This window comes from Micromonospora sp. HM134, assembly GCF_007833915.1.
Classification (GTDB): Bacteria; Actinomycetota; Actinomycetes; order Mycobacteriales; family Micromonosporaceae; genus Micromonospora; species Micromonospora wenchangensis.
In genome coordinates this window covers 2,557,975-2,570,791 of sequence record NZ_CP041061.1, presented here as the reverse complement: position 1 = coordinate 2,570,791, position 12,817 = coordinate 2,557,975, and the positions used below count along the sequence as shown (strand labels likewise).

Below are 12,817 nucleotides of genomic sequence, written 5' to 3'. Positions count from 1 at the left end.
TGCGAATCAGGCACCCGCGGCAGCTGACTCATGGCTCTGTTAAAGCGTGCCGCGCTGTGGCACCATTTCCGTTGGAACCTCTCCCCGACCCGCGTTGGAGGCCGAGGAATGCCACTCGCGGACGCCGCCGATCTGCGTTGGAAGCGCCAGAGCAGGGCCGTCCTCAAGGCCATGGAGGGCATGTTCGACGTCGTGCTGCCGCTGCGCGAGGGCGGGTCCGGCGCGACACTGTTCTGCGTGCCGCCGGTGGGTGGGCTGAGCTGGGGTTTCCATCAGTTGTTGACCGCACTGCCTCCCGACTGCAACGTCTACGGCCTGCAGTCCCGAGGGCTGACGCGTCCCGAGCCGCTGCCAACGAGCATGGCGGAGCTGTCCCGGGACTTCGCCGACCAGGTGTGCCGGGTGCAGCCGCAGGGCCCGTATTCCCTGCTCGGCTGGTCGGTGGGCGGCAATGTCGCGTACAGCATGGCCCGTGAACTCGAGGCACGAGGGCACGAGGTCGGCCTACTGGCGAGCATGGACGCGAGCCCGAGCTTCGATCCGGCGAGCTTCGATGCCGAGCCGGACGCCTGGTTCTACTACAACATCGTCCTGGACAGCTTCGGCTATCCCATGTTGCTGAGGCAGGGCGATCCCGAACCGGAGGCGAGCGCGCTGGCCTTGATCCGCCGCCGCCCGAACCTCGTCCTGAGCACGTGGTCCGACGACGAGATCCGGCGCCTGCTGCAGGTGATTGTCAACAACGTCATCATCGCCCGGACCGACGTGCGGCCGCCCGGCATGCTGCGCTGCCCGGTCCTGCTGTTCGCGGCCACCGGGACCGAGCAGGAGCCGAGCACCGCCGAGAAGGCCGAATCCTGGCGCGCCGTCACGCACGGCCCGGTCGAGGTGGTCGAGCTCGACTGCAAGCACCAGCACATGCTGCTGCCCGAGCCGATGGCGATCATCGGCGCCGCGCTCACCCGTCGGCTGCCGGCCACGTCCCGCACGGCCTCGCCGTCGCCGGAAGAGCCGTGACCGGGCCTGGAATCCAGAGAGGTCGCTCCTGTCAGACTTCGTAGACCTCGGCCCGGTCGACCGGGAGGCCGCGTGACGCGGCCGGCCAGGTTCCGCGCGATGCTGGCCGCGGACATGGAGCTGGGCGCCGGCAACGTCCTGTTGCGCCTGGCCCGGCTGTACTGCCCACAGACGTTGGTGACGGGTAGATCTTGAAATAGGTGAGGGCCTTCGGGCTCGGTGTGGATTGCGACGTCCTACCCCGAACCTGCGGAGGCCCTCATGCCCCACCGTGATGCACTGTTGTCCGAGACTGGCAGGCTACGCGGCGCAGGACACCGAGGTCGCCAGCGTCCCGGTTCCGGCGGGCCGCACCGTGCTCGTCCTGACGGCGGCCGCCAACCGCGACCCGGAGCGTTTCCCCGACCCGACCCGCCGCGACGACCAGCACTACGCCTTCAGCGCCGGCCCGCGCTACCGTCCCGGTGCGATGCTCGGGTGCACCGAGGGCCGGATCATCCTGCCCCTGCTGCTTCAGCGCTTCCCCGATCTGGCGCTGGCCGCCGCGCCCGATCCGCTGCACAACCTGATGCTTCGCGGCCCGGTTCACCTGCCGGTACGGCTGGCGGCTGAGTCGCCCGGCGCGGGATCGGAGCCGTTCGGATCCGGCCGGATCAAGCCGCCAGCCGTTCCAGGCGTTCGGCTGCCGTCTCGGCGCCGCCGGCCGCGGTGAACGAGGCGGCGATGCGCTCGGCGGAGGCCCGGTATTCCGGATCGTCGAGTAGGGCTTCGAGCGATGCGGTGAACTGTGCGGCGCTGGTACGGTCGAAGTGCCGGTGTCGTCCCGCGCCGACGGCGGCGACCTGTCTGGCCACGATCGGGTGGTCGTATTTGATCGGTGCCACGATCAGCGGGATGCCGTTGAGCAGCGCCTCGCAGCTGGTGCTCATCCCGCCGTGGCAGATCATGGCGTCCACCCGGGGCAGCAGTTCGGGGATCGGCGTGCGGGGGGCGACCAGCACGTGCGGCGGCGGGTCGGGGACCAGTACGGCCGGCGCGTTGATCACCGCCTGCACCCGGCCGGACAGCGGCTCCAGCGCCTGGACCACCCGGGCGAAGAAGTCCCGGCCCAGGTCGGTGGCCACGGTGCCGATCGTGACCAGCACCAGTCGGCGATCCCGGTCCAGCGCCGCCCAGGGGAAGTCCGGCACGCCCGGGCGCGGGCCGAGCGCCGGGCCGACCGCCGCGAGGTGTGCCGACGGGTCATGGCGACCGGTCAGCGCGGGCGTGGTGAAGTCGATCAACAGGTGGGGCGAGAAGCGCGGGTCGTGCTCCGGCACGGCGCCCAGCAGCGCCTCCCCCGCGGCCGCCAGCCGGCCTTCGATCCACCGCTCCACCTGCTGCACGTTGCGAAACGGCCGAGCCTGCTCCATCTGGGTGGGCGCCAGGCTCGCCCACCGCAGCCCACGCCGCTGCGCCACCAGGCTGCCGGCGATGGCGTGCTGGTCGGCGACCACCACGTGCGGCCGATAAGTCTCAACCGCGCCGTTCACCTGAGGCGCGATGTGCGCGCAGAACGGAACGACGAAGTCGTCCCACAGCGACCGCACGGCGCTCAGCCCTCTGTCGCGCTGTCCGCGGTACGGGCGCAGCCCGGTGCCGAAGACGGTCGCCTCCGCGCCCAGCAGCGGCCGGAAGTAGCGCTCGGAGCCGACCCAGGCGACCTCGTGCCCGCGCCCGGTCAGCGCACGGGAGACCGCCGCCGCCGGGTTGGCGTGCGCGGCCAACGGCGGGACGACGAACAGGAAACGGCTCACGACAACCCGCCGAGGTCCGGCTCGAACCGGCGGCGCACGTGAAGCAGGCCGGCCGGCGTGCCGATGTCGTGGTACTCGCCGGTGTCGAACGGTAAGCCGTACACCTGCAGCCCGCACCGTGCGGCCTGCAGGAACGCCTCGCTGAGCAGCCCCTCGCCCGGCACCCCGGCTCCGGCCGAGCGCACGAACTCGTGCAGGAGGTCGCCGAACGCGGGCGACCAGGCCGCGATGCCCCACACGGTCGCCACCGGCGGCACCTCGGGCTTGTCGACGATGTCGACCACCCGGCCGGTGCCCGGGTCGAGCACGACCGGCGCGAAGGCTCGCGGATCGGCGACCGGGAACAGGCCCAGGCTCAGGTCCGCGTCGCGCTTCTCGTGGAAAGCCAGCAGCTTGGCGAAGCAGTCATCCGGTGCGAGGAGGGTGTCCGGCATGCCCATGCACACGGTCCGGTCCCCGATGAAGGGGTAGGCCAGGTCGAGCGCGTGCGGCATGCCGAGCGGCTCCTCCTGGCACAGGTAAGCCAGCTGCATGCCGCGCTGCCCGCCTGAGCCGAGATAGCGGAAGACCTCCCACTTGACCGGGGAGAGCACGACGAAGGCCGAATGCACCCCGCCGCGCCGCATGGCGTCCAGCACGTGGTCGATCGCGGCCTTCGGTACCAGCCGGCCCGCCCCGCCGTCCGCCGCGACCGTCTCGTAGCCGATCTGGATCAGTTCCTTCGCGGCCCGGTACGGCCAAAGCCGCGAACCCCCACCCGCCGCCGGCACTATGCCCAGCGGTGCGACCACGAGGACCTCCTGGCTACCGGCCGGGACTCCGTCAGCGGCAGCCTTCTGCTGTCAGATGGTCTGCCGGAGTGGCGGCGGTCCACGTAGGCCCGCGAGGTGCTCCACTCTCTATCAGTGCTCTCCGGTCATGGTAGCCGGGCCCGGCCCGACTCGACAACGGCCTGCCGGTCAGCTGATCGTCAGGATCGAGGCGTCGCCGTACTCGGCCACTTCCACCGGCAAGGCGTCGTGCAGTCCCGTCGCGGCGGCCTGGATGTCTCCGAGGAACGGGACCGGCAGCCGCGGCCCCGTCGCCCGAGCGGCCGCCACACGCGCGGTCCTCGGTGGTACCGGCGCAAGATGAGTGCTCGTCGTCGGCGTTACGCGAAAGTCGGATGTGGACTCTCGCAAGACGCGGTCACGCCCGCGATAATCTCCGAACGCTGACAACCCGTCAACCGGTCGTTCCTCAGTGGTCCGGGCGGTGGTGGTGTCACCGGGTCAGTACCCGCACTCCCGAGGAGCTCGACGATGTTCTTCGCTGAACCCGAGGCGGTACGCTACGCCGCGGTCGCCGGCGTGGTGCGTGAACCGGGCACGCCCGAACGACCGCCCGCCGCGCCGCCCCTTCCCGCGGAGCGGGTGACCGTCACCTTCGCCGGCGACGCCGCCGGGGCCGGGGAGCTCACCTGGGGCCAGCGCATGGTCTGGCTGTTGATGCTGAGGTGGGGCTGGCTCAACATCGGGGCGCCGATGCCGCAGCCGCCCGGCCGGACCGTGGCGGACCTGGCAGACGAGTTGCGGTACATGATGTCCCGCTTCCCTTCGCTGCGCACGAGGCTGCGGTTCGACGCCGAGGGCCGGCCGAGCCAGGAACTGTTCGCCGACGGCGAGATCACCTTCGAGGTATACGACGCCGACGGGGACGCCGACCCGCAGAAGACGGCCCAAGCGGTGTACGAAGCGTATCTGGCCACGGCCCGCGACTTCGTCCGTGAATGGCCGCTGCGTGTTGCCGCGGTGCGCCGCGAGGGCGCGGTGACCCACATGGTCATCGTCGTCTGTCACCTGGCGACGGACGGCGTCGGCGTCGCGGTGCTCTTCGAGGAGACCACAGCCCGCGCCGCCGAGCCGCCGCGCGGCATGGAGCAGCTGGAACTCGTCCGCTGGCAGGACTCGCCGGCCGGGCGGCGGCAGGCCGCGGCGGGGCTGCGCCACATCGAGGCGGAGCTGCGGTCCGTCCCGCCGCGCCCGATGCCCCGGTCGGCCGATCGGGGCGAACGGCGGCACTGGACCGGCACCCTGACCACCGCCGCCCTGCTCCCGGCGGTGCAGGGAATCGCCCGCCGCACGCGCGCCGACTCCTCGACGATCCTGCTGACCCTGTACGCCATCGCCCTGGGCCGACGGGAACTGCTGAACCCGGCTGTACTGCGGCCGATGGTGAACAACCGGTTTCGGCCGGGCCTGCGCAAGGTCGTGAGCCATGTCACGCAGTCCGGCGTCTGCGTGCTCGATGTCGCCGGAGCCACCGTCGACGAGGCGGTGATCCGCGCCCGCGGTCCCGTTCGGCTCGCGTATAAGCACGCTTACTACGATCCGGAGGACGAGCTCGCGCTCATCGACCGCCTCGCCCGCGAACAGCCGGGCGCCGCGCGCTGGGCCGGCGACACGTGGGCGTACGTCAACGACCGGCGAGACGCGACGACCAGAATCGCGGCCACGACGCCTCCGGACGCGTCGGCGGCAGACACGATCCCGGAGCTGCTCGCCCGCACCGAGTTCCGGCTGACCGAGTGGCGGGACAAACCGATCGAGCCGCTGTACCTGAGCATCGACGACCCCGCGGAAGGCATCATGTTCACACTGCGCGGGGACAGCTGGTATGTCACCCCGGCGGACGGCGAGGCGCTGCTGCGAGACATGGAGAGCCTCGCAGTAGCCGCCATGTCCGACCCGGCGGTTCCCACCGCGGTGCCCGTCCACAACGGACCGTGACCGCGTACTGACCTTCCGGTAGCACTGTCTCCGCATCGCGTTGTCTCAGTATGCGAAATTGCCCGGCCCCGCGGCGGAGGACCGGGATGCGGCCGTCCCGGCGAAGGACCCGTCGAGAAGGTACTTGATTTGTGATCGATCGCGTCTGTGCAGCTAGTGTGGCTTCTATTTCCCGCCCACTCGGCGCCGCCGCCATGCGTAGCCTGCGATCTTCGTAGAGGACGCTCGGCCAACCGGTGACGATCAACATCGCCGGCTCACGACCCCAACCCACCTGCCGGGCCGCTTGAAGATGACTGCGGCGATGCGCAGCGATGACCGCGCGAGCCAACTGCGGCCCCGTCGTCAGATCGATGACCAGCCCCGACGGGTGGGTGAGGTTGTAGATCAGTCGTACCCCCATCGCGTTGGACATGGTCTCGCCGTCCCCGGGAGCGGGGACCGGCCACACGGTGATCGGCACCGGCGGGTCACCGGGCACCACGTCCCCGACGGGGATCGGTGCGCGGCGTGAATCTCTCTCGGCCATAGGCGCAATGGCCCCCGGACCGGCCGACGTACTGACGACCCTCAGTGCGCCGCTGACAGGCCGATCGAACCCACCCACGGCCTGACAGAACCCGTCAACCCGGCCGGCCCGGGGTGCCGAGCGCAGTCAGTAGGACGAGAAGGAGCAGGTAGCCATAGGACGTCTCGCGCGCTAATGCCGACGAGCGGATGGTCTGCCGGAGAGGAACTAACTCGATTCTGCTGCGCCGTACCTCACCGGACCGAGGTCGGCGGGCAGGTTATGCGCGGCCAGTGACACGGCCTCCTCCGCTGTAGCGGTCTCGCCGAGTATCGGTCCCATGTAGCCCATCGTGACGGTGTAGTCCTTGCCTCGCCCGGCATGCAGGCACACCAGGACATCGCGGGAGAGGCTGGGCCGGGTGCTGGTGGAGAACCGCAGAGACCAATGGCTGGTGAAGGGGTAGAACTGCCGTAGCCTTGGCTCGCCGTACGCGGCCTCAATGAGCGCGTGGCACTCGGGCCAGTTCACCTCCACCGCCTCCGTACGCAGGTGCCGCCACTCCGATTCGACCAGCCCTGCCGGATTACGGTCGTGGACCTCGAACCGTCCAGTCAGCTTCACGAACGGCGCAGCCTGGGGGATCTCGGTCAGGGGCGCTCCGTCATGCCACGCCTGCGCAGCTCGCGCCACCTGAGCGAGATCCACCGTGTCTCCTTCGATCAGGGCCAGACCTTGGTCGCGCTCGCAACCGCGAATAGACCACCGTCGTTCTACATAGCTGACTGACACCTCCAACTCCTCACGGTTCGGGACGGTGGTCGGAACGTGAGCGCCGTACAACGAACTGGACGGCGTAACCGGCACGGGGATGGACAGCCCTTGCCGGACGGCGACGGCTCGCAACGCCGCCGCAAGGCTGCCCTCGGCAGCAACCTCCGGATAGAGAACAACGGGATCGGGATAGGCCGGCACGGTTCATGATTCTGCCCCTCCGCACCCTGCCGGGACAGCCGCGAGACGGCTGGGATCGAGTCGCCTCGAAGCATCCGCTATTGCCGCTGTCCGCTCAGAATGGGCTTGAGGATGCCTCGCCATTGGCGAGGCATCCCCCGGACTCGGCCCGGCTCGAACGGGCTGCCACCCTCTCCTGCTGGATCGCGGGCGCGGTCATCCGGAGCCACCGCACCTTGGGCGAGGACGGGAAGAGTTTAGGGGGCGGCGACGACGCACGCACATGCCGCGATCCGCATGCTCACCGGGATCATCGTGCGTCGAGCCGGCCCGGGCGTACGGAGCCGGACAGGAGGACGAAGCTCAGCCGATGCTGGCGGCGAGAGTGGGGTTCGCAGCCCGCGTCGTGGTCGACGGCTGCGGCGAGCAGCCTGGCGGTTGCCGAAAAGCCGGGACTGCAGTTTCACCTGCCAGTTCGTCGGGAGCCGGGTCGCCGACCCCTACCCGCAGACCCAGAACTGCGGCGTCGGGTCGGCTGATCAGCCGGTCCGTCGACGGCACCAGGGCTGGAGAACGACACCAAAGGTGCCGCAGGACGGGAAGACTCCGGTGGCGGCCATTGCGACGCCGCGATCTGGGCCCCGGTAACCGGCACGGTGGGCGAGATCTGGTCGAGCAAGCGCTGCGCCACGATGGCGTCGATCTCGACGTCTGCGCTGATGCGAACATCGGCCGCAGTCGCCAGGTCCACAACGTCATCGCTGGTGAACGCATCAGCGCCGAGAGTACTCAGCCGTCGCGCGAACTCCTGGACATTGATCATTTGCAGCCTCATCGTCGGATTGTTAATTATCCACCGTAACCCCCGCTTCGGTCGGCGGATCCTGCGCCCGCCGTGCGGGCCACTGGGGCCGACAGTCGGCGCCGACAACTGGCGACCGCTGCGCGGAAGTCCGCAACTCATCGGTGAGCTAGTCGACGACGACGTGGACTCCGGAGTCCTGGCCGGGTTCCTCCAGGCCCTGCGTACGGCGGATCTTGCTGCGCCTCGGTTGTGGTTGCGGCTGTGCTGGGCGGCGTGGCGGGCGGGTGCCGTAGTCGTCAAGGCCGATGGCGGCGAGGAGTTGCCGGCGGATCTGTCTTGCGGGTCGCGGTTGCCGCGGATGCCGTACGGGCATCCGGATCTGTTGCTCGGTCGAGCAGCTGCCGCTGGTTTGATCACCGTGGAGGCCGCCGAGTTGATCAGCGTGACCCGTTTCGGTGACGCGTTGATCGAGCAGTTGGCTGTGGAGCGGGGTGTGACGGCGTCGGCGTTGCGGATGCGTCGACGGCGAGCCGAACGGGTCGTGGCCGCTGCCGTCATCCGAGGTGACGTCCAGTGGGGTGCGTGTCTCTGTTCGCCGAGATGCCGTCGTAGCTGCCTGACCGCGCAGCATGGTCGGCACCCTTGCGGCGTCCGTGGGTTCGGGGTGTCCGAGGGGTGAAACGGCCGGGTAGGTTCCAGGCTCCGGAGTCGATCGTCGGTCGGGGTGACGGGCACGTGTCGAGCGTTGAAGAGATCACCCGTAAGCTGCGTGCGCTGACAGCGGGTGTCGAGCGGGCGCAAAGCCTCACGGCAGCGGCGGACAGCCAGGCCCAGCAGATCGCGGTGCGGGCTGCGGGTGCCGGGTTCGCTGCGGTCGCTGGCGGGGTCGCGCGCATCCGCATGGCGCTCTCCACCATCCGCGGCGGGCTGGGCAGCCTCGCCGCTGCCGTCGGGGAGGCGAACACGGCCGCCGCCAGCGTGCCACAGCAGAGCACCCCGCAGGAAACCATGGCCGGGTTGGCGCCGGTCGGGCAGCGCATGGTCAGCGCCCGTGAGGCCACCACCGCGACGATCAGTCACGTCGACGATGCCCGTCAGCTTGTCAGCACGGTGCTGCACGGTGGCCAGTCAGGTCCGGCACTCGACAGCATCAGGCAGGTGCTGGCGCTCCTCGTGCAGCGCTGCGGCACCGCTCAGCGGGCCGTCGAAGCCGCGACTGCCCAGGCCCGGCAGTTGGGCGTTTCGGGAAACTGATCGGGGCTGACCGTCACCTCCCGGTCAGCCCCGCACCCTCCACCATCGCCGCAGAGCCCGTGGCGCACGGCCGAGAACTGGCCGGCCCTCACGAGTTCACGCCGTGGGGCAGGAAACCCACCGGGGTCGATGGTGGTGTTCCCACCGGGCCGCGCACCAGGATCGGCCCCAAGGTGGACGACAGCACCCGCCGGGCGTTGGAGTTGGAGAACGACTGCGCCGACACCGTGGCCGGCAAGGGCTACCGGGTACACCAGAACCCCACCCGGCAGGAAACCCATGAGGCCCGGGTGCACACGGGCGACAGTGGCAACCCGGACAAAGACCCTGACTACCTCGTCGAAGGGCACGTCTTCGACTGCTACTCGCCAGCGGCCCGCACCTCGGTACGCAACATCTGGAGCCAGATACAGGAGAAGATCGACGACGCGCAGACCCAGCGGGTGGTGGTGAACCTCAAGGACTGGCAGGGTGACATGACCGCCCTGCGGCGTCAGTTCGACGCCTGGCCGATCGACGGGCTGAAGGAACTGGTCATGGTCAGACCCGACGGTACGATCCACCAGATCATCCGCCGAGACTGAGAAGAGGGCAGCGATGGGCGTCGAGTTCCGGCTGGTCCTGGCCGGTGATCCTGCCGTCGACGAGATCGCCGCCCTCACCGCCGCGACCCGCGACGAGACGCCGCAGCCGACGTCGAACCCGCGCCTGTTCACCGCCCGCCTGTACGACCAACGCGGCTACGCCGTCACCGTCCGCCCCGGCACCCACGGCTACTACGAAGCCGAGACCGACGACAAGGCCCGCTGGGAATGGGAACCCGCCACCTACGTCAACGTCACCTTCTCGATGCGCGCCGACGACCTGGCCGACAAGGCAATCCCGAACATGCTGTCAGCGGTGGCCAGGGTACTGGCCGCTCGGACCGAGGACGCCGCCCTGATCCAGGACGGCAACTACCTGCTGCTGACCCGCACCGACAGAGTCGTCCGCCTCCACCGCAGCACCTGGTGGGACCACTACCAACTCAGCCACCTCTTCACCACCTGAACCGGGCTTCCCGGCCACTGCCGCCCCCTACGCACCGGTCTTCATCCGCGTGCGGCGAAGCGGGACCGCCGGTGAGTCGAGAGACCACCGCAAGGGCGTCGAAGACCCGCCGGTCTGGGCGGCGCGCGGACCCGGGACCCCCCCGTTGACCGGATCGGTCAGGGCGTGACAGGTCTGCGGTGGGTTCGATCGGCCTGACAGCCGAGATCTGGGTGGTGCATGTCATCCACGGCATGCCCGCCCGGTGGGGACCACCTTCGGGGCGGCGAGGTCCGCGGTTCGGCACGGTCGGCGCGGCGTACTGACACCGAACTCAGGGGTGCTTGGGGGTCAGAAGTCGGCTGTCGGCGTACACGCGTTGCGGTGCATCGATCGTAGGCTCACCGGCCGTATAGCCCGCTAGGGAATGCTCGTGGCGCTACGTAGGTCGCTGCGCCGGATTTCACACGGAATGGGTCCGGCAGGTCGGCTGGTGTCGCTCAGGCCGACCAGGATGAGGGACAGACCGGCCTCAAAGGCTGACTCGTGATCGATCGTGGGGATGTCGGGCGGTAGGTCCGCACCTGATCCTGTGTCGGCCTGCTCCTCCAGCACGCTGCCGACGGTGAAACGGCTTGCCGTCAGCATCGCCATCTGCGCGTCGCGTTCGGGGAGGCCGGAGGCGACCAGGAATGCCATCTTGTGACGGATCCGGTCGAGGTCGCCGGTGGGTGCGCTGCCGGCGTGCAGCCGCGCACCGTCGCGGTACATCAGCAGGGTGTGCCTGAAGTTTCGGGTGTTGTCCAGGAACCAGGCGCGCCAGTCGTCGCCGGGCGCTGGCAGCGGTGCGGTGGCGTGCGGTGCCATCGCCGCCTGCGCCAGGGCGGCGAGCAGGTCCTTCTTGGTGCGGAAGTAGTGGTAGAGCGTGGGCTGTTCGACGCCCAGCCGCTTCGCCAGCTGCCTCGTGCTGACGCCGTCCAACCCGGCCTCGTCGAGCAGGGCGAGTGCCTCGGCGACCACGATCTCGCGGCGGATTTTCGTCACGTTGCCAAGTCTATCGCCGATAGATAACCTCGGAGAGAATCTATCACCAATAGAATTTGGGGTGAGGGACATGACCACGCACTCTCTGCGCATCCTCGTGGCCGGTGGTGGCGTCGCCGGGCAGGCCCTGGCCTTCTGGCTCACGCGCGGCGGACACCACGTCACCGTCGCCGAACGCTTCCCCGCCCTGCGGGCCAGCGGGGCCCAGGTCGACCTGCGCGGTCAGGGCATCGAGGCCATCCGCCGGATGGGACTACTCGAAGCCGTACGCGGCAAGCTGGTCGACGAGGCAGGCGTCGCCTTCATCGACGCGCACGGCCGGGCCAAAGCAACGATCATGGCCAACACCTCCGGCCGGGGCCGGCAGACCCTCACCTCGGAGTACGAGATCATGCGCGGTGACCTGGTGCGTATCCTGCACGACGCGACGAAGGACGACACCGAATACCTCTTCGACCGCAGCGTGGACGGCTTCGAACAGGACGAACACCGCGTCGTCGCACACTTCTCCGACGGATCCACCGGCGAGTTCGACCTTCTCATCGCCGCCGACGGTCAGGGCTCGCGTCTGCGGCAGGCCATCCTCCCGGACGACGCCGACCCGTACTGGCGGGTCGGCATCCACATGGCCTACTGGTTCGTCCCGCGCATCGCCTCCGACAGCAACATCCGCGACACGTACATGGTCCCGGGCGGCCGGCAGATCATGCGCCGCAGCCACAACCCGGCCGAGACCCAGGTGTACTTCGTGATGCGGGAGGAATCCGCCGAAGCCTCGGCAATCCACCGGCAGCCGGTCGAGGTCCAGCAGGAGTTCTGGGCCGGCCGGTTCCGCGACGCGGGGTGGCAGACCGAACGGTTCATCGACGGCATGACGACCAGCCCGTTCTTCTACTCCCAGGAGATCGCCCAGGTCCGCATCGACTCGTGGTCCCGCGGCCGGGTCGTCCTGGCCGGAGACGCCGCCCACTGCGCCTCCCCCTACAGCGGCATGGGCATCTCCGGCGGCCTGGTCGGCGCCTACGTCCTGGCCGGCGAGATCAACCGACGCCCGCACGACCTGACCACCGCCCTGGCCAACTACGAGACCACGCTGCGGCCGTTCATCAACCAGATCCAGGCAGAAGTCAATCCGCGCCTGCTGCGCCTGGGCATGCCGACGAGCCAGGCCGCGATCGACGCCTTCCAGGCCACCACCGCGCTGGCCTGCTTCCTGCACATCCCCGACCTGACCGCCCGCTTCGCGAAGGAAGACCGCGGCGGCGGCTGGCAGCTCCCCGCGAACCCGGTACCAATCCACGCCGCCTGAGCGACCCCCCAGGTGGCCCCCCAGCTACGCGCCGTCTAGATCAGAGAATCCCTACTGCCGCAGTACGAATTAGAGGCCGTTGGCCAGGGCGCATGCCCCGGTCGACGGCCTCTTTTCGTGCTGTCGGGACGGCCGGATTCGAACCGACGACCCCTTGACCCCCAGTCAAGTGCGCTACCAAGCTGCGCCACGTCCCGATGCTCCCCGCGTGGTTTCCCCCGCGGCAGCCGGTACAGCTTAGCGCAGGATCTTCGTACCGCGCGCACAGCCCCCCGCCACGCCGGCCACACCGCCACCGTTCGAAGCGGGGATACGACAAGGGCTGCCGTTCCC

Annotated in this window: 13 protein-coding genes and 1 tRNA gene; 8 read left to right on the top strand and 6 right to left on the bottom strand. The window is 69.6% G+C overall.

What is annotated here, in order from left to right; translation table 11 throughout:
- Positions 1-108: 108 nt before the first annotated feature.
- Both FJK98_RS11505 and FJK98_RS11500 read left to right on the top strand, forming a co-directional pair.
- Positions 109-1,017, top strand: a complete 909-nt coding sequence (locus FJK98_RS11505) for an alpha/beta fold hydrolase (RefSeq protein WP_168222417.1) — start codon at positions 109-111, stop codon at positions 1,015-1,017.
- A gap of 355 nt (positions 1,018-1,372) precedes the next feature.
- Entirely contained in the window at positions 1,373-1,729 is a 357-nt protein-coding gene (locus tag FJK98_RS11500) for a cytochrome P450 (protein ID WP_370517037.1), read from the top strand.
- Here the strand turns inward: FJK98_RS11500 and FJK98_RS11495 are convergent.
- The 3 genes from FJK98_RS11495 to FJK98_RS33150 form a co-directional block, all read right to left on the bottom strand.
- Positions 1,671-2,813, bottom strand: a complete 1,143-nt coding sequence (locus FJK98_RS11495) for a glycosyltransferase (RefSeq protein ID WP_145919008.1) — start codon at positions 2,811-2,813, stop codon at positions 1,671-1,673. The genes FJK98_RS11500 and FJK98_RS11495 overlap by 59 nt on opposite strands.
- Positions 2,810-3,604 carry a sugar phosphate nucleotidyltransferase gene (locus FJK98_RS11490; protein WP_145919007.1) on the bottom strand — a complete coding sequence of 265 codons (795 nt, stop codon included), beginning with the start codon at positions 3,602-3,604 and terminating at the stop codon, positions 2,810-2,812. The genes FJK98_RS11495 and FJK98_RS11490 overlap by 4 nt, the downstream gene beginning before the upstream one ends.
- Positions 3,605-3,772: 168 nt before the next feature.
- A complete protein-coding gene (locus FJK98_RS33150; RefSeq protein WP_168222416.1) occupies positions 3,773-3,913 on the bottom strand; it encodes a hypothetical protein in 141 nt (46 codons plus the stop codon).
- Positions 3,914-4,114: 201 nt separating this feature from the next.
- On the opposite strand from FJK98_RS33150, the gene FJK98_RS11485 reads away from it, so the two are divergent.
- Complete coding sequence (locus tag FJK98_RS11485) at positions 4,115-5,581, top strand: condensation domain-containing protein (RefSeq protein WP_145919006.1); 1,467 nt, start codon at positions 4,115-4,117, stop codon at positions 5,579-5,581.
- Between the two features lie 736 nt (positions 5,582-6,317).
- Here the strand turns inward: FJK98_RS11485 and FJK98_RS11475 are convergent.
- A complete protein-coding gene (locus FJK98_RS11475) occupies positions 6,318-7,064 on the bottom strand; it encodes a DUF6193 family natural product biosynthesis protein (protein ID WP_145919005.1) in 747 nt (248 codons plus the stop codon).
- A gap of 635 nt (positions 7,065-7,699) precedes the next feature.
- Here FJK98_RS11475 and FJK98_RS33945 point away from each other — a divergent pair.
- The 4 genes from FJK98_RS33945 (at position 7,700) to FJK98_RS11455 (ending at position 10,152) form a co-directional block, all read left to right on the top strand.
- Entirely contained in the window at positions 7,700-8,527 is an 828-nt protein-coding gene (locus FJK98_RS33945; protein WP_240762755.1) for a hypothetical protein, read from the top strand.
- Between the two features lie 56 nt (positions 8,528-8,583).
- Positions 8,584-9,102: a DUF6244 family protein gene (locus FJK98_RS11465; protein WP_145919004.1), complete on the top strand. Its 519-nt coding sequence runs from the start codon at positions 8,584-8,586 to the stop codon at positions 9,100-9,102.
- Positions 9,103-9,275: 173 nt separating this feature from the next.
- Positions 9,276-9,686 (top strand): hypothetical protein, encoded by a 411-nt coding sequence (locus FJK98_RS11460; protein ID WP_145919003.1) that lies wholly within the window; start codon positions 9,276-9,278, stop codon positions 9,684-9,686.
- A gap of 13 nt (positions 9,687-9,699) precedes the next feature.
- A complete protein-coding gene (locus FJK98_RS11455; protein WP_145919002.1) occupies positions 9,700-10,152 on the top strand; it encodes a SitI3 family protein in 453 nt (150 codons plus the stop codon).
- A 399-nt stretch (positions 10,153-10,551) separates the two neighbouring features.
- Here FJK98_RS11455 and FJK98_RS11450 read toward each other — a convergent pair whose 3' ends face one another.
- Complete coding sequence (locus tag FJK98_RS11450) at positions 10,552-11,175, bottom strand: TetR/AcrR family transcriptional regulator C-terminal domain-containing protein (protein ID WP_145919001.1); 624 nt, start codon at positions 11,173-11,175, stop codon at positions 10,552-10,554.
- Positions 11,176-11,245: 70 nt separating this feature from the next.
- Between FJK98_RS11450 and FJK98_RS11445 the strand changes: the two genes are divergently transcribed.
- A complete protein-coding gene (locus FJK98_RS11445) occupies positions 11,246-12,484 on the top strand; it encodes an FAD-dependent monooxygenase (RefSeq protein ID WP_145919000.1) in 1,239 nt (412 codons plus the stop codon).
- 123 nt (positions 12,485-12,607) lie between these two features.
- Here FJK98_RS11445 and FJK98_RS11440 read toward each other — a convergent pair.
- Positions 12,608-12,681, bottom strand: a tRNA-Pro gene (locus tag FJK98_RS11440).
- Positions 12,682-12,817 lie beyond the last annotated feature (136 nt).

Coding starts and splice junctions, on each gene's coding strand:
- FJK98_RS11485 (WP_145919006.1), top strand. CDS start 4,115: ATGTTCTTCGCTGAACCCGAGGCGGTACGCTACGCCGCGGTCGCCGGC.
- FJK98_RS11505 (WP_168222417.1), top strand. CDS start 109: ATGCCACTCGCGGACGCCGCCGATCTGCGTTGGAAGCGCCAGAGCAGG.
- FJK98_RS11445 (WP_145919000.1), top strand. CDS start 11,246: ATGACCACGCACTCTCTGCGCATCCTCGTGGCCGGTGGTGGCGTCGCC.
- FJK98_RS11455 (WP_145919002.1), top strand. CDS start 9,700: ATGGGCGTCGAGTTCCGGCTGGTCCTGGCCGGTGATCCTGCCGTCGAC.